Genomic DNA, 16,795 nt, shown 5'->3' on the forward strand with positions numbered 1-16,795 from the left:
AAGCGCGGAAGCGCGGAAGCGGAAGAGGCGGAAGCGCGGAAGCGGAAGAGGCGGAAGAGGCGGAAGCGCGGAAGCGCGGAAGCGGAAGAGGCGGAAGCGCGGAAGCGGAAGAGGCGGAAGAGGCGGAAGCGCGGAAGCGCGGAAGCGGAAGAGGCGGAAGCGCGGAAGCGCGGAAGCGGAAGAGGCGGAAGCGCGGAAGCGGAAGAGGCGGAAGAGGCGGAAGCGCGGAAGCGCGGAAGCGGAAGAGGCGGAAGCGCGGAAGCGGAAGAGGCGGAAGAGGCGGAGGAAGCCCGATGCCGCCCCGAAGGGGCGGCGAGCAACGGGATGACAGCAACCGTCAATCGCGGGGGCTCCGGGGGGCTCGGCCCCCCGGGCGAATGGAGCTGGGAAACGCGAAGCCGCCCCCCAACAGGGGGGCGGCGAGCAGGGTAAGCCACCCAGCGGTGGAGGTGGGATTTGAACCCACGGATGAGTTGCCCCATCACACGCTTTCGAGGCGTGCGCCCTCGGCCACTAGGCGACTCCACCAAGACGCGAGCCTACCGGAAGCTCACGCCTCCTCAGTCCCGCCTCCGGGCGAAGAATTCGGTCAGCAGGCTCCCGCACTCCTCGGCGAGGACGCCGGCGATGACTTCCGGGCGGTGGTTGAGGCGCCGGTCGCGTACGACGTCCCAGAGCGATCCCACTGCCCCCGCCTTGGAGTCGATCGCGCCGTACACGATGCGTTCGACCCGGGCCAGAACCGCGGCTCCCGCGCACATCGTGCACGGCTCCAGCGTCACGATCAGGCTGCAGCCGGTCAGCCGCCATTCGCCCAGGCGGGCGGCGGCTCGGCGCAGGGCGAGGATCTCGGCGTGCGCGGTCGGGTCGCCCGTACGTTCGCGTTCGTTGCAGCCCGCGCCCAGGAGCTGGCCCGACGGGTCGAGGACCACCGCGCCCACCGGGACGTCGCCAGCCGCCCGGCCGGCCTCGCGCAACGCGAGGCGCATCGCCTCCGCCATGGCCGGCTCGCGCATGAGGAGCTACCGGAGACGCTCGTAGTCGTCGGCGAACCCCGCACGCTCGGCGATCACGGACAGCGCGTCACCGGGCAGCGTGCGCTCGCCGAGCTCGTTCAGGCGTGGGGCGTCCGTGCCGAGGTCGGAGAGCAGTCCGGGGTCGCCGACGGGATCGTCGGTGGGGACCTCGTCGATGGCGCCGATCTGCTCGTGGAGCATGCGGGCGAGATCGCTGGTCAGGGTCGCCCGGGGGTCGGAGAGGAAGACACGTGGGTCCTCGCCGTCGTCCAGGCGTACGACGGCGAACCACTCGTCTTCTTGCTCGACGAGGAGGACGACCGTGTCGGCCGCCGTCTCGACGGCGGTTTCTCGCATGATGTCGGTGATGTCATCGACACCGGCGACCTCGGCAAGGTCGGCCTCGGTCCCGATCCATCCGGCGTCGCCGCGGGCGAAGGCCATGGAGAAGTACGGCACGCCTTCATTGTCTCCGAAATGCGACGGTCATTCGATCGCACGCTCGAAAGCGGCGCCGAATCCGAGGCGTGTGGCGATGCTCGACAGCATCTCGTCGGGGTAGAGGTCGAGGTCGCCGGAGAGAGCACCGAGCTCCATCTCGTCGAGCCCGAGGTCCGCGAAGATCGACATGTCGCCGGCCGGCAGCACCTGGTCGAGGTCCTCGTCGTCCGGGATGTCCAGCTCGAGGAATTCGACGACCTGCCCGGCCAGTGGCCAGTCGAGTGAGGCCGTGACGTCGGACAGGAAGATCATCACCTCGTCCGCCAGCACCCGTAGCGCCACGAAGAAGTCGTCTCCGACCGCGGCCATGCCGATCGTGCCCGCCATGCTGGGCTGTTGCCTGAGGGCATGGATCAAGCCCGCGAGGTCCTCAGTCAACGCGATGGGAAGCTGTTCTACTTCCCAGGCGTCGTCCTCGCGGGAGACCACGACAGCAAAATCCGCCGTGTCCAGTTGCGTCATCTTCACCCCACCGGCGCGCGTCCTGCTCGGGCATCCTGACAGATGTGGGGCTGCGACACTTGCGGCACCGCGAAACCTGCGTGGCGGGAACCCCCTAGTTCGCCCGGAACGTACGCATGCGGAGTGCGGCTCTGACGCGTTCTCGCCGTGATCGCCGGGGGCTCACGCGCTTGCGGAGCTCACGAGCCTCTGCCAGCTCACGCAAGAACACCGCCCGGCGGCGAAGTCGATCTCTGACCTCCTCATGACTCATGCGATCGTCCATGACGGGTACGTTCCCCATGCTCAGGTATCCATTCGGCTACCGTGATCCAATATGAAGACCCTGGTGGCGGATCATCCGCTCGTGGCCCACAAGCTGACGACGCTTCGCGACGAGACCACAGACTCACCGACGTTCCGGCGGCTGGCCGACGAACTCGTCACACTTCTCGCGTACGAGGCGACCCGCGACGTCCGCGTCGCCGATGTGACGGTCACCACACCGGTCGGCCCGGCCGATGGCGTACGCCTGACGCGGCCACAACCGCTGGTGGTGCCGATCCTCCGCGCCGGCCTCGGCATGCTGGACGGCATGACCCGCCTCCTGCCGACGGCGGAGGTCGGTTTCCTGGGCATGGTGCGCGACGAGGGCACCCTGAAGGCCACGACGTACGCGACGCGGCTGCCCGATGACCTGTCGGGCCGGCAGTGCTACGTCCTTGACCCGATGCTCGCCACCGGCGGCACCCTCGCCGCGGCCATCGAACTGCTCCTGGAGCGCGGTGCCGACGACGTGACCGCGATCTGCCTGCTCGCCGCACCCGAGGGCATCGCGCACATGGAGGAGGCCCTGTCCGGATCCCGCGTGCCCGTACGGATCGTCACGGCGGCGATCGATGACCACCTCAACGAGAACGGCTTCATCGTGCCGGGCCTCGGTGACGCGGGAGATCGTCTGTACGGCGTCGTCTAGCCTCCCGGCCCGCGTTCAAGATCCACGCACAGAGGGTAATAGCCTGTCACGGATCGTGAGCATCGGGGGTCCGGTGGCGCATCGCGTCGCCGGCGGTAGGTCGGGGAGCGTTATGACGTGGTCGTTTGAGGCGGTTGCCGAGAACCTCGCCAAGGAGTTCGGCGAGGTGCATCCCGCGGAGATGGTGATCCGGTGCGTCGAGGCGGCGCGGCACAGCGCGGAAGAGGTGATCGGCGAGGCGTCCCCCGAACTCGTCGAGCGCATCGCCCGCAAGCACCTCGAAGTACTCGCGCTGGCGGCCGCCGAAGGGCACGGTGGGAGCTGATCGTAGTCAATGTCCTGTTAACGCCGGTTTCGGCGACCAGATACGGTCACGCGCCTCTTTGCAGCCACATCCACGGCTGGTGTACTACTTGAGTTGGGTCAGTGGGTCAGGCTTCGGGAGGCGGGGTTCCTTGAAGAAGTACCTCACTTGGGCGTTGGCGGCCTTCGTGGCCTTCTACCTGCTCAAGTCTCCTGGCGGCGCCGCCCGCATCGTCCACAGCACGGCCGGCAGCCTCGCCTCCGCCGGCGACTCGCTGTCCCGGTTCGTCAACGCGCTATGAGGCTCGTGACCCCCGGCGACTCCGCGCCGGCCTCAATCCACCGCTATCTCCTGCCGCACGAGCAGCAGGTGATCACCGTACGCCGGCATCCGGCCGTCCTCATGACCCCCATCGCGTTCGTCCTCGGTGGGCTGGTGGTCGCGGGCGTGCTGAGCAATGTCGTCGTGGACCGCAACGGCGCCCTGGTCAACTGGATCTGGTGGGCGTGGCTGGTGCTGCTGGCATGGTTCGTCTGGAAGGTCGCGACATGGTCGGTGGACTACTTCGTCATCACCAACCAGCGCATGCTCCTGACCACCGGGCTGCTCACTCGTAAGGTGGCCATGATGCCGCTGGCCAAAGTCACCGACATGAGCTTCCAACGCTCGATCAGCGGCCGGATGCTCGGCTATGGCGAGTTCGTTCTTGAGTCCGCCGGTCAAGATCAAGCCTTCCGCGTTGTCGACTACCTCCCGTACCCTGAGCAGTTGTACCTAGAGGTCTGCAGCATGATCTTCCCGACGAGTGACTCTGGCGACGACTGATCTCTACTCGGTAACTTGACCCGAACACCTACACGTTGTCCAAGTTGTTTGGGTTACCCTCCTTCTGTGAGGTAGTGCAACCCACAATCAGGTCGTAACCCAATCCGCGTGAAGCCCTTCGGTAAGTGAGTCGAGATGCCGGGTCAAGGAAGCGTTGGTGAACGAGTCCGTAACCTGCGTCTGAGTAAGCACCTCTCTCAGGCGCAGCTTGCCGGGACCGAGTTGTCCGACAGTTACATCTCATTGATCGAGTCGGGGAAGCGAACCCCGACGCCCGCCGTCGTACGGCTGCTGGCCAGCCGCCTCGGCTGCCTGCCGGAGTACCTCTCCGAGGGAATCGAGCCGGAAGAACGCCTGCACCTGCAGGTACGCGCACGTCACGCGGAGCTTTCGCTGCTCGGCGGCGACGCCCAGCAGGCTCTCGCGTGGTTCGGGGAGATCCTCGAAGCGGTCGACAACGACCCCGAGCTCATGAAGCGCGCCCGGTGGGGTCGCGCGCGGGCTCTGGAGACGATGGGCCGCGGCGAAGAGGCGATCAAGGCTCTCGAGGAGCTGCGCGAGGAGGCGACGCGCGACCGTGGTCGCGCGGGCTGGTTGCCGGTGACGATCGTGTTGTCCCGTTGCTACCGCGCCGCCGGTGACCTCGGCCGCACGCTCGCCCTGGGCGAGTCCGCGCTGAGCCGCCTGGCCGACCTTCGCCTGCTCGGCGGTGAGGACGCGGCCGAAATCGGCCGTACTCTCATCGCGACCTACCTCGACCGCGGCGAGCCCGAGCCGGCGGGCGAGCTCGCCGAGCGGCTCCTGTCCGCGACCGAGCCCGACCCGGCCGTCATGGTCTCGGCCTACGTCGAGGCCAGCAAGCAGGCGCTGGACGAGGGTGAGGGCGGCGAGTCGCTCTATCTCGCCGAGCAGGCGCTCGCCCTGCACGCCGGCGGCGACCAGGCCAAGGCGCAGGCGCGGCTGCGGGTGACCGCCGCACGCACGCTTCTCCCGTCGGGCGCGTCCCCGATGGACGCGGGCAAGGCGCTCGAACTGCTGAACGCCGCCGAGCCCATGCTCAGCGGCGTGGACGCGGCCGAGTGCAAGATCGAGAAGGCACGCTCGAAGGTGCTGCTCGGCGAGCCGGCCGCGGCCGTCTCGATCGCCAAGCAGGTGCTGGACGAGCTGACCTCCAAGCCCGAGTCCTCGGTCACCTCCATCCGGGCCCGGCTCATGCTGGCCCAGGCACTGATCGCCACGAGCGACCGCACCGGGGCACTCGCCGCGCTGCGCGCCACCCGTGACGAACTGGCCGGGCTGGAGACCTCGCGAGCGACCGCGCGGGTCTGGCGTGAGCTCGGTGACCTGTTCGGCACCGCCGATGACGCCACCGCGATGATGGACTCCTACCGCAAGGCGCTCGAGTCGGCGGGTCTGCGGTCGAGCCCGCAGCACTCCGACATCGTCGTCAATCTGGGCTGAACACCGGCTCCCGGCTCCCCAGGGGGCCGGGAGCCTCAGTTCGACGTGACCAGGCCGACTCCGGCCACCGCCACGATCAGGCCGATGCGCTGGATCGGGCGTAGCCGCTCGCCGTACACCACTCTGGCCAGCAGCACCGTGCTCGCCGGATACAGCGAGCTGAGCACCCCCGCGATGCTGAGCATCCCCTCGCGCGCCGCCAGGACGTACAGCGCGTTACCGAGCACGTCGAGCGAGCCCGCCAGCAGGGTGACGCCGAGTGTGACGCGGTTCCGCAGCACCGACGCCGGCCCGTGCCCGGCCACCATCGCCGCGGCGACGACCATCAGCACGCTGACCGCCTTGGAGGCCACCAGCGGCCACAGGGTGCCGTCGTCGCCGTGCTGGATCAAGACGAAGAACGACCCGAAGCCCGCACCGGCCAGCACGGCCAGGATCGGCCCGCTCAGCCGGCGTACGGATCCGCCGCCCTTCTCGATGCTGACGAAACAGATGGCGACCAGGCACAGCCCGATCCCGACGAACGCGGCGATCGACAGCCGGTCGCCGCTCGCCACGCCGACGACGGCGGGCACCACGGCGGCCATCAGGCCCGACACCGGGGCGACCACGCTCATCGGGCCCTCGGCCAGAGCGCGGTAGAACACCAGCAGGCCCGCGCCGCCGGCGATGCCGGAGGCGACGCCCCAAGCGAGCGCGCCCGAACGCGTGTCGCCGCCGAGTGCCAGCGCGACGATCAGCAGCAGCCCCAGCCCGGCCGGCAGGCTGACGAGCAGGACGGACGTGGAGCCCGCACGCCGAGAGGCGGCCCCGCCGCAGAAGTCACCGGCCCCGAACACGATCGCCGAGGCCAGCGCGAACATGATGATCATGGCTCGACCAGGCGTGTCTCGATCAGGACCGACGGGGTGATCTCGCGCAGCAGCGCGGCCAGGTCGGCGCCTGCGGCGGTGAGGCGTTCGAGCGGGTACGGGTCCAGCCGCTCCATGACGAACAGCGCGTTCTTGGTCCGCTCGGTGATGTGGGTGCGGGTGCACTGCCGCCAGTTCCAGCGGCGGCAGGTGACGCCGGCGTCGTCGCGCCAGACCACCTCGCCGGGCTCGGGGTGCTCGACGACCGGCTCGCCGTTCTTGACCGTGGCGAACGGCTCGCTCCCGTCGGCCCGGACCAGCCGGGCCGGACCGTCGTACGCGTCGAGGTCCTCGCCGCCGATGGGCAGGCCGTATCGGACGCTGATCGCGTTGTAGGCGTCCACGACGCGGTTGATGCCGGGGAGCTCCGCGCGGCGGAGCAGGGCGTCCACCGAGGGCCGGGCGCGCTTGGGGTTCACCCCGAAGCCTCGGTAGGCCTCGCGCCAGGCCTCCACGTGGGGTCCGGCGGACTCGGCCAGGTCGCCGGTGGTGACGGTGTCCCCGCTGGACGGCCCGTTCACCAGGCCCTCGGCGGTCATCAGCAGCACCGCGAAGTCGGGGCGCAACGCGCGTACGGTGTCCTCGATGAGAATTCGTTCCAGCATGGTGGCCCCTCCCGGTCCGGTCGGAATATCGTACCGTACGGTGCATTATATCGACCGCTGAGGTGTGAGGCGATGGCAGACAAGGTCGGCGACGCGGTGGCACGATCCGTACGCGCCCTGCGGGGCGCACGCGGCTGGAGCCTCGACCAGCTCGCCGCGCGCGCCGGGGTCAGCAAGGGCGTGCTCGTCGCCCTGGAGCAGGCGCGCGGCAACCCCAACCTCGGCACGCTGATCCGCGTCGCGGAGACCCTCGGCGTTCCCCTCACCCGCCTCGTCCAGGTGGAGGAGGACCCGGCGATCCAGCTCTTCCCGGCCGCGCGGCACGTCGTCCTGTGGCACGGGCCCTCCGGCGGCACCGGCACGCTGCTGGCCGGCAGCGACCCGCGCCCGTCGGTGGAGCTGTGGCGATGGGAGCTGCGGGCCGGCGAACGCCGCGACAGCGAGGCGCACACATCCGGCACCCGAGAGATCATCACGGTCGAGTCCGGATTGCTGTGCCTGCTCGTCGGCGAGGAGCGTACGGAGGTGACCGAGGGCGACGCGGTCGTGTTCCGCGGCGACCGGCCGCACTCGTACGCGAACGAGAGCACCGAGGATGTGCGTTTCATCCTCACCGTGATGGACCCCTGAGTACGACGCGTGCGATGGCTCTCGCGGGTGACGCGGACGACAGCGCGCGCTTCCTAACGTGATGGCTCCTGCACGACCGACGGGGAGGAATCACGTGAGATACGTACGAGTGGTGGGCGGCGCGCTCGCCCTGGCCGTGGCCGCGGGTGTCGCGGCGTCGCCGCGGGCGACGGCCGCCACGGAGCGGCCCGGCCTGCGCCAGGTGCTCCAGCGGCTGACCGGCGAGGATGGGGCCCCGGGAGCGTTCGCCGAGGTCGAGGACCGGACCGGCCGCGCGGTACTCACCAGCGGGGTCGGGGACCTGAAGACCGGTGCGCCGATCCCGGGCGACGGCAGGTTTCGGATCGGCAGCATGACCAAGCCGTACGTCGCGACCGTGGTGCTCCAGCTCGTCGGCGAGCACCGCGTCGCGCTGGACGCCCCGATCGAGCGCTACCTGCCGGGCCTGGTGCGCGGGAACGGCAACGACGGCCGCGAGATCACCGTACGGGAGATGCTCCAGCACACGAGCGGGCTGCCCGACTACCTGATCTACCTCTCGTTCCCGGACCTCATCGCCCACCCGTACGCCCACTACGACCGTTCGGCCCTGCTGAGCCTCGCCCTCGGCCATCCCGCCCTGTTCCGGCCCGGCAAGGGCTGGAGCTACTCCAACACCGACTACCTGCTGGCCGGGCTGCTGATCGAGAAGGTGACCGGGCACCCGTACGGAGAGGAGATCCGGCGGCGCATCCTGACGCCTCTCGGCCTGCGCGCGACGTCCGTCCCCGGCGACCGGACGACCATCCCCGGCCCGCACGCGCGCGGTTACGTGCGGCCCGACAACGGCACGCCGGTCGTCGAGATGACGGAGTTCAACCCCTCGGTCGCCGCCGGGTCCGGCGACATGATCTCCAGCGGCGCGGACATGTCGCGGTTCTTCGACGCGCTCCTGCACGGGCGGCTGCTGCGCCCGGCGCAGCTCAGGGAGATGATGACGACGCGGGCGACCGGCGGCGCGGACGGGCGGGCGTACGGCCTGGGCCTGGAGAGCCGGTCGCTGCCGTGCGGCGGGGTGTACTGGGGGCACGGCGGCGACATCTTCGGGTTCGAGACGCTCGGCGGCGCGACCGTGGACGGACGGCGCGCGACCGTCATGGTGAACCTCGACCCCGGTGGCACCGACGCCCAGGACGCCGACGCCACGGCCGCGATCGGCGCGGCGCTCTGCGACGGCCCGGCCGGCTACTCCGCCTCGTCCACCGGGCGCTTCTGAACCGCCGGGCGCGCCGGACGTGACGGGACCGCCGGGCGTGTCGGGACCGCCGGCCGGAGGGGGGACCCCGGCACGGCCGCCGACACCGGCCGCGTGGGTTTGGCGGGCACGGCAGGTACGGCGGGCACCGCGGGCCGCAGGGCCGACAACGGCTGCCCCAGCGGCTCCTTCCAGGGCCGGCCGCCCGCGGGGGCGGCCGGGGCGCTCCACAGCACCGTGCCGTCCGTGGCACGGAGGGCGACGCCGTCGTCCCCGACGCTGAGCACGCTGTCCGGGTGACGGCCCGTGTCCGTGGACCACACGGCGCGGGCCTCCCTGTCGTAGAGGGCGAGGTCTCCGTCCAGGTGGAGGACGCACCGGGCGGTGTCCAGCCCCTGTGTACCGGAGGACCACGCCGCGTGGCCGCCCTGGTTGTCATAGAGCACGAGGTTGCCGTCGTCCTGGTGCACGAAGGTGTAGCGCCCCGAGGGGGAGGTCAGGGACTGCCGGCCGAGCGTCTGCCCGGGGAGCATGCGGTCGCCGATCGCCGGCGGGCCGTCCGGCGCCGCCGCCTCGGCGGTGCCGGAGGACCAGACCGCCGTACCGGCGAAGTCCTCCACCACGACGTCGCCGTCGTCGCGCACGATCAGCCGCGCGGCGAAACCGCCGGAGACGCCCGAGGCCCAGACCTGACGGCCACCGCCGTCGAAGAGGACCAGGCCCTCCTTCTCGCGCAGAGTGCAGAGCCGCGCGTTCGACGCGCAGGTGCCGGTCGCCCAGCGCGCCTCCAGCCGGGCGTTGTCGTACAGCACGAGGTTGCCGTCGTCCTGGTGGACGAAGACGTACCGGCCGGAGGGCGAGGTCAGGGACTGGCGCCGCAGCGCCTGCCCGACGCGCATCTCGTGCCCCTGCGCGAAGTCGCCGAGCCCGAAGGAGGGCGCCGGCGCGTCCGGCTCGTCATCCTCGTCCTCGTCCTCGCCTGGCAGCAGGAAGAAGTCGGTGAGCAGGCAGGCCACCTCGCCCCCCGCCGTACGGCCGACCCAGGTGGGGTAGAAGCCGTCGCCGCCTCCAGAGGAGAACGCGACCACGATCGGCTCGGACGCGTCGTCGGTCAGGACCACCGGGGCGACGTAGTCCTCGGCGCGTACGTCGAGGGCCTCCATCAGCCGGTCGAGGTAGACGTCGTGGTCGGCGCAGAGAGGCGCGATGTTCTGCACGTCGACGAAACCGCCGGTGCCGCCGTCGACGGGGTAGCCGAAGAACTCGTCGTCGCCCAGGCCGGACGGGTCCTGGCCCTCGTAGACCGCGAGCTCCCACGAGTCGACGGGCTCGTCGCGGATGACCAGGCGGGCCGCGGCGATCGTCGAGTGCTCACCCTCGGTGCCCTCGCCGAACACGCCGAGGACGAGCACCAGCGGGTATCGGCCGGGCGGCACCCGCTGGACGAACCCGGAGGAGTCCTCCATGCCGGCGAACATGAACGGCTCACCGGCGACGACCCGCCCGGACGGCAGCGACAGCTCGGTGCCGGTCCGCAGGCGGATCGTAACGGCGGTGTCACCCCACAGCGTGTGCCGCGTGCCGGGCACGAAGAGCCGCTCGAAGTCGGGGGCGGGCATGGGCATGGCCACTCCTAGGGGAACGTCGAAGCGCGTTACCGGTGACACGTCGTGCGAGCCGCCGGGGGTTCTTGCGTCTTCGCGAGAGCCTAGTAACGGGTGCCGACAGGAGGGGGTACGGCGTCGAGCTCGGCCAGATCGGTATCGGTGAGGTCGACCCCGGCGGCCACGGTGTTCTCGTGGAGGTAGCGGCGCTTCTTCGTGCCGGGAATCGGGATGACGTGCTCGCCCTGGGAAAGCGTCCAGGCGATGGCGACCTGGGCCGGGGTCGCGCCGAGCCGCTCGGCGACCGTACGGGCGACGTCGACGATGCGGAGGTTCTGTTCCAGGACGTCTTCCTGGAACCTCGGCATCCGGCCGCGAAGGTCGCTCTCCTCAAAGCTCGCCTTCGTCACCGCGCCGGTGAGGAAGCCGCGGCCGAGGGGCGCGAACGGCACGAACGCCGCGCCGTTCGCGGCGCACCAGCCGACGACGTCACCGGGGCCGTCGCCGTTCGCGGCGCCGAGCGCGTCGCGCGTCCACAGCGACAGCTCGGACTGGATCGCCGCGACCGGGTGCACGGCGTGCGCCTCCTCGGCCTGGGCGACGTCGACCTCCGACAGACCGAGATGGCGGACCTTGCCCTCGCCGACCAGCTCGGCCATGGCCCCCCACGTCTCGGTGAGCGGCACGTCGGGGTCGACGCGGTGCAGGTAGTAGAGGTCGATCGCGTCGGTACCGAGCCGGCGCAGGCTCGCCTCGACCGCCTCGCGTACGTGTCCGGGCGAGCCGTCGCGGACCACCTCGCCCGTGCCGGGGTCGGTGACGAGGCCGACCTTGCTGCCGAGCACGGCCCGGTCGCGTACGCCCAGCAGGGCCTGGCCCACGAGCTCCTCGTTGTGCCCCGCGCCATAGACGTCGCTGGTGTCGAGGAACGTCACGCCGAGGTCGACGGCCTCCCTGATCAGCGCCACCGACGCGCGGTCGTCGCGCTCGGACTCGGTGTAGGCCCAGCTCATGCCCATGCAGCCGAGACCGACCGCACCAACCCAGCTCTCCCCGAACTTCCTCATGGCGGGGGTTCCTTTCGGATCGTGTCGGGCACCGCGTGACCCTCGCCGCGCCCAGGGTCGAAGCCTACGTCCCACCCGCCCCAGGCAGGAGCGCGAATTACCTGCCGTCTATCTCCTCGTGAAGCGCATCAGGGACAGTGCCGGGCGGCATCTGATCACTTACGCTTCTGCGACATGACGGCAGAGCCCCTCACCCCCCGGCAGGTGCGCGACGCGTTGGTCGCCCTCGGCATCGAGTCTCCCGAGGAGGTGAGCGAACAGGACTGGCCCGAGCTGACCGGCCGGCTGCTCGGTGCGGCGTTCGCGCAGCTGCGGCGCGAGGACCTGTCGGAGGACCTCGACGTCGCGACGGAGAACACCCGGATCGCCGCGGCGTACCAGGCGGTGACGGAGCCGCTGGGCGATCCGCGTACGGTCGCGTTCGAGTCGGCGTTCGCGGCGCTGCGTCACTTCCGGCTCGTCGTCGGCGCGCTGGACGTCGAGGAGCCGCTGATGACGGCGGCGACGCAGCTCCTGCAGCTCACGGCGATGGCGTGCGGGGTGGCCTTCCTGACCCCGAACCAGGTCCTGCTGTCGGAGGAGGAGCGTACGGCGACCGCCGAAGCCCTCAAGGAGGAGATCGACGAGACCTTCGGCTCCCTCCGCACCCTGGAGCGCACGGCGAAGAAGATGCTCCGCCCGGCATAGCCGGCACGGGCCACATCACGGGCCACATCACGGGCCACATCACGGGCCACATCACGGGCCTCGTCCGGCCGGGGAGGAGGCCGTCCCGGCGGGGTACGGGCGGCGGCTTGGGAAAACAGCACCTAGGCTTGCCCGACATGCGGACTCTCGTGACCGGCGGTGCCGGGTTCATCGGCTCACATGTGACGGATGCGTTCCTCGCCGGCGGGGACGAGGCGGTCGTCGTGGACAACGGCGGGCGGCCCGGGCGTCTCGATCCCTCGGTCCCGGTCTCCGTGGTCGACATCACCGACGGCGCCGCGCTCGCGTCGATCGTCGAGAGCGTACGGCCCGAGGTGATCTGTCACCTCGCCGCGCAGATCGACGTACGGACCTCGGTCGAGTCGCCGGCGGTGGACGCGACGACCAACGTCGTCGGCACGGTCAACGTGCTGGAGGCCGCGCGCGCGATCGGGGCGCGGGTCGTGTTCGCCAGTACGGGCGGGGCCATCTACGGCGCCGGGGTGCGGGTGCCCTCCTCCGAGGACGAGCAGCCGGGGCCCGAGGCGCCGTACGGCACCGCGAAGTACTGCGCCGAGCAGTACCTCGCCCTCTACAACCGGCTGTACGGCACGACGCACGCGGCTCTGCGCCTGTCCAACGTCTACGGGCCGCGGCAGGACCCCACCGGCGAGGCCGGCGTCGTCGGGATCTTCTGCGGCAGGGCGCTGCGCGCCGAGCGGCCCACCGTCTATGGCGACGGCACGCAGACCCGCGACTACGTCTACGTCGGCGACGTCGCCGAGGCCTTCCTCGCCGCCGCGCGCACCGGCAAGGCCGGCGTCTGGAACATCGGCACCGGCCGGGAGACCAGCATCCTCGACCTCATCGACGTGGTCGGCAAGGCCGCCGGCCGCACGCTCGACCCGGAGTTCGCGCCGGCCCGTGCCGGTGAGGTGCTGCGCAGCGCCCTCACCGTCGACCGCGCGCGTGCCGATCTCGGCTGGACCGCACACACCGACCTGGCCGACGGCGTACGCGCGGTCTACGAGTGGATCGAGGCGGGCTCGCCCGATCGGCGATAGCACCCTTTGACAAAGCGGAACCTCGCTCCGTATCTTTACCGGAGCGAGGTTCCGTTTTTGTCATTGGGAGGCCCATCATGAGTGAACCCACCCCTGTCCTCTCGGTCGGCCCGGTGGTGCTGCCGGCGCCCGGCCGCGCCGTCGACCTCCAGGTACGCGTCTCCGCGCCCGTCACCGGAGACGAGCTGCCGATCATCCTGCTCTCGCACGGCCAAGGACCCTCGAACCACCTGTCCTCACTGCACGGCTACGCCCCGCTCGCCGACTACTGGGCGGCCAACGGCTTCGTCGTCATCCAGCCCACCCACCTGAGTTCGAGGACGCTGCACCTGGACCCCGGCGACCCCGAGGCCCCTCTGTACTGGCGTTCGCGCGCCCAGGACATGACGCGCGTTCTCGATGGGCTCGACGCGATCGAGGCCGCCGTCCCGCAGCTCGGCGGGCGGCTCGACCCGGGCAGGGTCGCCGTGGCCGGTCACTCGATGGGCGGGCACACCGCGAGCCTGCTGCTGGGCGCCCGGCTCACCGACCCCGCCGACGGAACCGAGGTCGACCTCGCCGAGCCCCGCATCAGGGCGGGCGTTCTCCTCGCCGCGCCGGGCAGAGGCGGCGACGCCGTCACCCAGGCCGTGGTCGAGAACTACTCCTTCTTCCTGACCACGGACTTCACCAAGATGACCACACCCGCGCTCGTGGTCGCCGGCGACGACGACCCCTCGCCCCACCTGACGGTCCGCGGCCCGGAGTGGCACGCCGACCCGTACCATCTCGCCCCGGCCCCCAAGACCCTGCTCACGCTGTTCGGCGCCGGGCACGGTCTCGGCGGCGTCTCCGGCTACGACGTCGCCGAGACCACCGACGAGAACCCCGAGCGCGTCGCCGCCGTGCGACGGCTCACCTGGGCCTACCTCCGCAGCGAGCTCTACCCCGCAGACCCCGCCTGGCAGGCGGCGCAGGACGCGCTGACGACGGGTCCCGAGGCGTTCGGGAGGGTCGAGGCCAAGTGACCGGGGTCTACCGCCGGATCCGGTAGTGGTAGCCGTGCGAGCGCACGAAGCCCGCGCGACCGTACAGCGCCCCGGCCGGAGCGTTGCCGTCCTCGACCTGGAGGTACAGCCGGGTCGCGCCCTGGGCCAGCGCCCACCGCGCGCCCGCGCCGAGGACCTCCGTCGCGACGCCCCGCCCGCGGCACTCCGGCCGGGTCGCCATCGCGAACACCCCCGCCCAGCCTGAGTCGGCGGCGAACAGTCCCATCCCCGCCGCCCGGCCGTCGCGCGTCGCGCTGATGAAACCGGCGGGCGCGGCGATGCGGGAGATCACCTTCTCCCCGATCAGCGCGCTGTCGGTGTGTTCGTCCAGCTCGGCGAAGGTCGTCAGCCAGTCCGCCCGCTCGCGGAGTTCGGCGGAGCCCTCGCGGGTCGCCGCCACGACATCGGCGGTGGACGCGGTCAGCACGGACGTCGGCGCGTCGACGACGTAACCCCGGTCGGCCAGGCGCGCGTCCAGCTCCGCGTGCGCCGGGCCGCCGAGCTGCACCATCGCCGGCCGGCCGCGGGAACGGTAGAACGCCTCCAGGTGCTCGATCGAGGCCTCCGAGACGGGGACGGCCGAGTTCGACCGCCGCCGCCCCACGCCCGGCGTGTGCCGCAGCAGCCAGCCCGCCTCCTCCCGTACGCTCCCGGCCGGCCAGGCCGCGAACGCCCGGCGTTCGATCGCGCGGACCTCCGACGACGCGTACGCCGCGACGACCCCGCCGACCAGGCCGGCGAGCGTCTCCTGGTCGCGCGGCCGCGCGGGCTCGTACTCGGTGACGCCCACCCCCGCGATCTCGAAACGGTCCGCCAGGGCGGCGACCATCTCGATCACCTGGCCGGGCGTCAGGCCGCCCGGCTCGGGCGTGCCGACCGAGGCGAAGGTCTCCGGATCGAGCACGTCGAGGTCGAGGTGGACGTACACCGCGTCCGCGTCGCCGACCGCCGCGACCAGCGCGTCCGGGTCCGCCACGATCGGCAGGCCCTCGGCCTCGGCGTAGGCGCGCTCGGCCGGGTCGAGCGCCCGTACGCCGGCGAGCACGACCTGCCCCGGACGCAGCGGCCGGTCCGGGACGAGCCCGGCCGGCCCCTCGCCGAGCAGCGTGCGCAGCACCATGCCGTGGAACGCGCCGGACGGCGAGGACGCGGGCGTGTTGAGGTCCCCGTGCGCGTCGAACCACACGACCGCCAGCCGGTCGCCGTACCGGCGCAGGGCCGCGGCGACCGGCGCCAGCTCGACGCCGCAGTCGCCGCCGGCGACGAACACGGGCCGCCCGCGCGTACGGCCGAGGGCGGCCCGGACGTTCGCGGCGTTGGCCGCGAAGGCCGCGTCGCCGGCCGCGTCCGCGACCTCCACCCGCTCGGCGGTCCCGGGGACCAGGCCGGCGAGCAGCCGCGCGCCCTCACGCAGCCGGTGCGCGGTCACCGCACCCGAACCCCGCCACTGGGGCACCTCCACGACCGCGAGATCGGTCACGGCCGCAGCACGATCTTGCCCCGGGCGTGGCGGCGCTCGACCTCCTCGTACGCCGCGCGTACGTCGGCGAGCGCGTAGACCCTGGTGATCGGCACCTCGAGCCGCCCGTCGGCGATCAGCGCGGCCAGCTCGGCGAGCACCTCGGCGCTCGCCCCGTCCATGTTGCCCTCGGCCTTGACCCCGTGCTTCTCCACGGCGGGGAAGTCGATGATGGTGTTGACGCGCTCGGGCGCGACGCCGAGTTCGAGGGCGAGCTCGACGTAACCGTCGCCGTAGGTGTCGATGAACGCGTCGACCCCGTCCGGCGCCGCGGCGCGGACACGATCGGCCACACCCTCGCCGTACGCGACGGGCACCACGTCGTGCGCGGCGAGCCATTCGTGGTTGGCCGGGCTCGCCAGCCCGATGACGGTCGCGCCGGTGCGCCGGGCGAGCTGCACGGCCAGCGAGCCGACCCCGCCCGCAGCACCGGAGACGACGACCGTGTCCCCCTCGCCGGGCGCGACCGCGCGTACCGCCGCCCACGCCGTCGTACCGGCGACGAAGAGCGAGCCGGCCGCCTCCCAGGAGACCCCTTCGGGGCGACGCGTCAGGTCCGCGGCCTCGACCACGACCAGTTCGGCCTGGCTGGCCCGCTCGTGCGTGAAGCCGATCACCTCGTCGCCGGCCGCGAAGGCCTCGACGTCCGGGCCGAGTTCCTCGATCACTCCGGCGAGGTCGCTGCCCTGCCCGGACGGAAAGGTCGAGGGCCACCGCTCCGCGAACACCCCTTCGCGGACGGCCGCCTCACCCGGGTTGATGCCCGCCGCCTTCACCGCGACCAGGACCTGCCCGGGGCCCGGAACCGGCCGCTCCACCTCCACGACCCGCAGCACGTCGATCCCGCCGTACTCCTCGTACCTGACCGCCTGTGGCATGTCTGCTCCCCTGTCGCCGAGCTCGGACCGCAGTGCACAACAGC

At 71.6% G+C, this 16,795-nt stretch carries 19 protein-coding genes and 1 tRNA gene; 10 read left to right on the forward strand and 10 right to left on the reverse strand.

Annotation, left to right across the window (positions count from 1 at the left end; genetic code table 11):
• Positions 1–441: 441 nt before the first annotated feature.
• The 4 genes from QWU11_RS09450 to QWU11_RS09465 form a co-directional block, all read right to left on the reverse strand.
• A tRNA-Ser gene (locus QWU11_RS09450) sits at positions 442–528 on the reverse strand.
• A gap of 32 nt (positions 529–560) precedes the next feature.
• The gene (tadA, locus tag QWU11_RS09455) at positions 561–1,016 is read right to left on the reverse strand and encodes a tRNA adenosine(34) deaminase TadA (protein ID WP_290104697.1); all 456 of its coding nucleotides are present in this window, start codon (positions 1,014–1,016) and stop codon (positions 561–563) included.
• Positions 1,017–1,022: 6 nt separating this feature from the next.
• Positions 1,023–1,475: a tRNA adenosine deaminase-associated protein gene (locus tag QWU11_RS09460; RefSeq protein ID WP_290104698.1), complete on the reverse strand. Its 453-nt coding sequence runs from the start codon at positions 1,473–1,475 to the stop codon at positions 1,023–1,025.
• Between the two features lie 27 nt (positions 1,476–1,502).
• The gene (locus QWU11_RS09465) at positions 1,503–1,979 is read right to left on the reverse strand and encodes a tRNA adenosine deaminase-associated protein (protein WP_290104699.1); all 477 of its coding nucleotides are present in this window, start codon (positions 1,977–1,979) and stop codon (positions 1,503–1,505) included.
• 316 nt (positions 1,980–2,295) lie between these two features.
• Here QWU11_RS09465 and upp point away from each other — a divergent pair, with 316 nt between their 5' ends.
• The 5 genes from upp to QWU11_RS09490 all read left to right on the forward strand — a co-directional run bounded on the left by upp (position 2,296) and on the right by QWU11_RS09490 (position 5,524).
• Positions 2,296–2,934 carry a uracil phosphoribosyltransferase gene (gene upp / locus QWU11_RS09470; RefSeq protein ID WP_290104700.1) on the forward strand — a complete coding sequence of 213 codons (639 nt, stop codon included), beginning with the start codon at positions 2,296–2,298 and terminating at the stop codon, positions 2,932–2,934.
• Between the two features lie 112 nt (positions 2,935–3,046).
• The gene (locus tag QWU11_RS09475) at positions 3,047–3,259 is read left to right on the forward strand and encodes a hypothetical protein (protein ID WP_290104701.1); all 213 of its coding nucleotides are present in this window, start codon (positions 3,047–3,049) and stop codon (positions 3,257–3,259) included.
• A gap of 130 nt (positions 3,260–3,389) precedes the next feature.
• The gene (locus tag QWU11_RS09480) at positions 3,390–3,539 is read left to right on the forward strand and encodes a hypothetical protein (RefSeq protein ID WP_290104702.1); all 150 of its coding nucleotides are present in this window, start codon (positions 3,390–3,392) and stop codon (positions 3,537–3,539) included.
• On the forward strand, positions 3,536–4,063 hold the full coding sequence (locus QWU11_RS09485; protein WP_290104703.1) for a PH domain-containing protein: 528 nt from the start codon (positions 3,536–3,538) through the stop codon (positions 4,061–4,063). Before QWU11_RS09480 ends, QWU11_RS09485 begins: the two co-directional genes overlap by 4 nt.
• Positions 4,064–4,198: 135 nt before the next feature.
• Entirely contained in the window at positions 4,199–5,524 is a 1,326-nt protein-coding gene (locus QWU11_RS09490; RefSeq protein ID WP_290104704.1) for a helix-turn-helix domain-containing protein, read from the forward strand.
• 35 nt (positions 5,525–5,559) lie between these two features.
• On the opposite strand, the gene QWU11_RS09495 is transcribed toward QWU11_RS09490, so the two are convergent.
• Positions 5,560–6,396 (reverse strand): DMT family transporter, encoded by an 837-nt coding sequence (locus tag QWU11_RS09495; protein ID WP_290104705.1) that lies wholly within the window; start codon positions 6,394–6,396, stop codon positions 5,560–5,562.
• Positions 6,393–7,040 (reverse strand): phenylalanine--tRNA ligase beta subunit-related protein, encoded by a 648-nt coding sequence (locus QWU11_RS09500; RefSeq protein WP_290104706.1) that lies wholly within the window; start codon positions 7,038–7,040, stop codon positions 6,393–6,395. The genes QWU11_RS09495 and QWU11_RS09500 overlap by 4 nt, the downstream gene beginning before the upstream one ends.
• Positions 7,041–7,112: 72 nt before the next feature.
• On the opposite strand from QWU11_RS09500, the gene QWU11_RS09505 reads away from it, so the two are divergent.
• Together QWU11_RS09505 and QWU11_RS09510 are read left to right on the forward strand one after the other, a co-directional pair.
• Positions 7,113–7,670, forward strand: coding sequence for a cupin domain-containing protein (locus QWU11_RS09505; protein WP_290104707.1), 558 nt, complete (start codon positions 7,113–7,115; stop codon positions 7,668–7,670).
• Positions 7,671–7,764: 94 nt separating this feature from the next.
• Positions 7,765–8,925, forward strand: a complete 1,161-nt coding sequence (locus QWU11_RS09510; RefSeq protein WP_290104708.1) for a serine hydrolase domain-containing protein — start codon at positions 7,765–7,767, stop codon at positions 8,923–8,925.
• Here QWU11_RS09510 and QWU11_RS09515 read toward each other — a convergent pair.
• A complete protein-coding gene (locus tag QWU11_RS09515; protein WP_290104710.1) occupies positions 8,895–10,529 on the reverse strand; it encodes a DUF4241 domain-containing protein in 1,635 nt (544 codons plus the stop codon). The two genes, QWU11_RS09510 and QWU11_RS09515, sit on opposite strands and share 31 nt — an antisense overlap.
• An 83-nt stretch (positions 10,530–10,612) precedes the next feature.
• Positions 10,613–11,575 (reverse strand): aldo/keto reductase, encoded by a 963-nt coding sequence (locus QWU11_RS09520; RefSeq protein WP_290104711.1) that lies wholly within the window; start codon positions 11,573–11,575, stop codon positions 10,613–10,615.
• Positions 11,576–11,749: 174 nt separating this feature from the next.
• Here QWU11_RS09520 and QWU11_RS09525 point away from each other — a divergent pair, with 174 nt between their 5' ends.
• The 3 genes from QWU11_RS09525 to QWU11_RS09535 all read left to right on the forward strand — a co-directional run bounded on the left by QWU11_RS09525 (position 11,750) and on the right by QWU11_RS09535 (position 14,333).
• On the forward strand, positions 11,750–12,262 hold the full coding sequence (locus QWU11_RS09525; protein WP_290104712.1) for a hypothetical protein: 513 nt from the start codon (positions 11,750–11,752) through the stop codon (positions 12,260–12,262).
• Between the two features lie 137 nt (positions 12,263–12,399).
• Complete coding sequence (locus QWU11_RS09530; protein WP_290104713.1) at positions 12,400–13,326, forward strand: NAD-dependent epimerase/dehydratase family protein; 927 nt, start codon at positions 12,400–12,402, stop codon at positions 13,324–13,326.
• 77 nt (positions 13,327–13,403) lie between these two features.
• Positions 13,404–14,333 carry a chlorophyllase gene (locus QWU11_RS09535; protein ID WP_290104714.1) on the forward strand — a complete coding sequence of 310 codons (930 nt, stop codon included), beginning with the start codon at positions 13,404–13,406 and terminating at the stop codon, positions 14,331–14,333.
• Between the two features lie 7 nt (positions 14,334–14,340).
• On the opposite strand, the gene QWU11_RS09540 is transcribed toward QWU11_RS09535, so the two are convergent.
• Positions 14,341–15,834 (reverse strand): GNAT family N-acetyltransferase, encoded by a 1,494-nt coding sequence (locus QWU11_RS09540; RefSeq protein WP_290104715.1) that lies wholly within the window; start codon positions 15,832–15,834, stop codon positions 14,341–14,343.
• Positions 15,831–16,751 (reverse strand): NADP-dependent oxidoreductase, encoded by a 921-nt coding sequence (locus tag QWU11_RS09545; RefSeq protein WP_290104716.1) that lies wholly within the window; start codon positions 16,749–16,751, stop codon positions 15,831–15,833. The genes QWU11_RS09540 and QWU11_RS09545 overlap by 4 nt, the downstream gene beginning before the upstream one ends.
• Between the last annotated feature and the right edge of the window lie 44 nt (positions 16,752–16,795).

Origin of the sequence: Actinomadura sp. DC4 (assembly GCF_030406325.1) — a bacterium.
GTDB lineage: Bacteria > Actinomycetota > Actinomycetes > Streptosporangiales > Streptosporangiaceae > Actinoallomurus.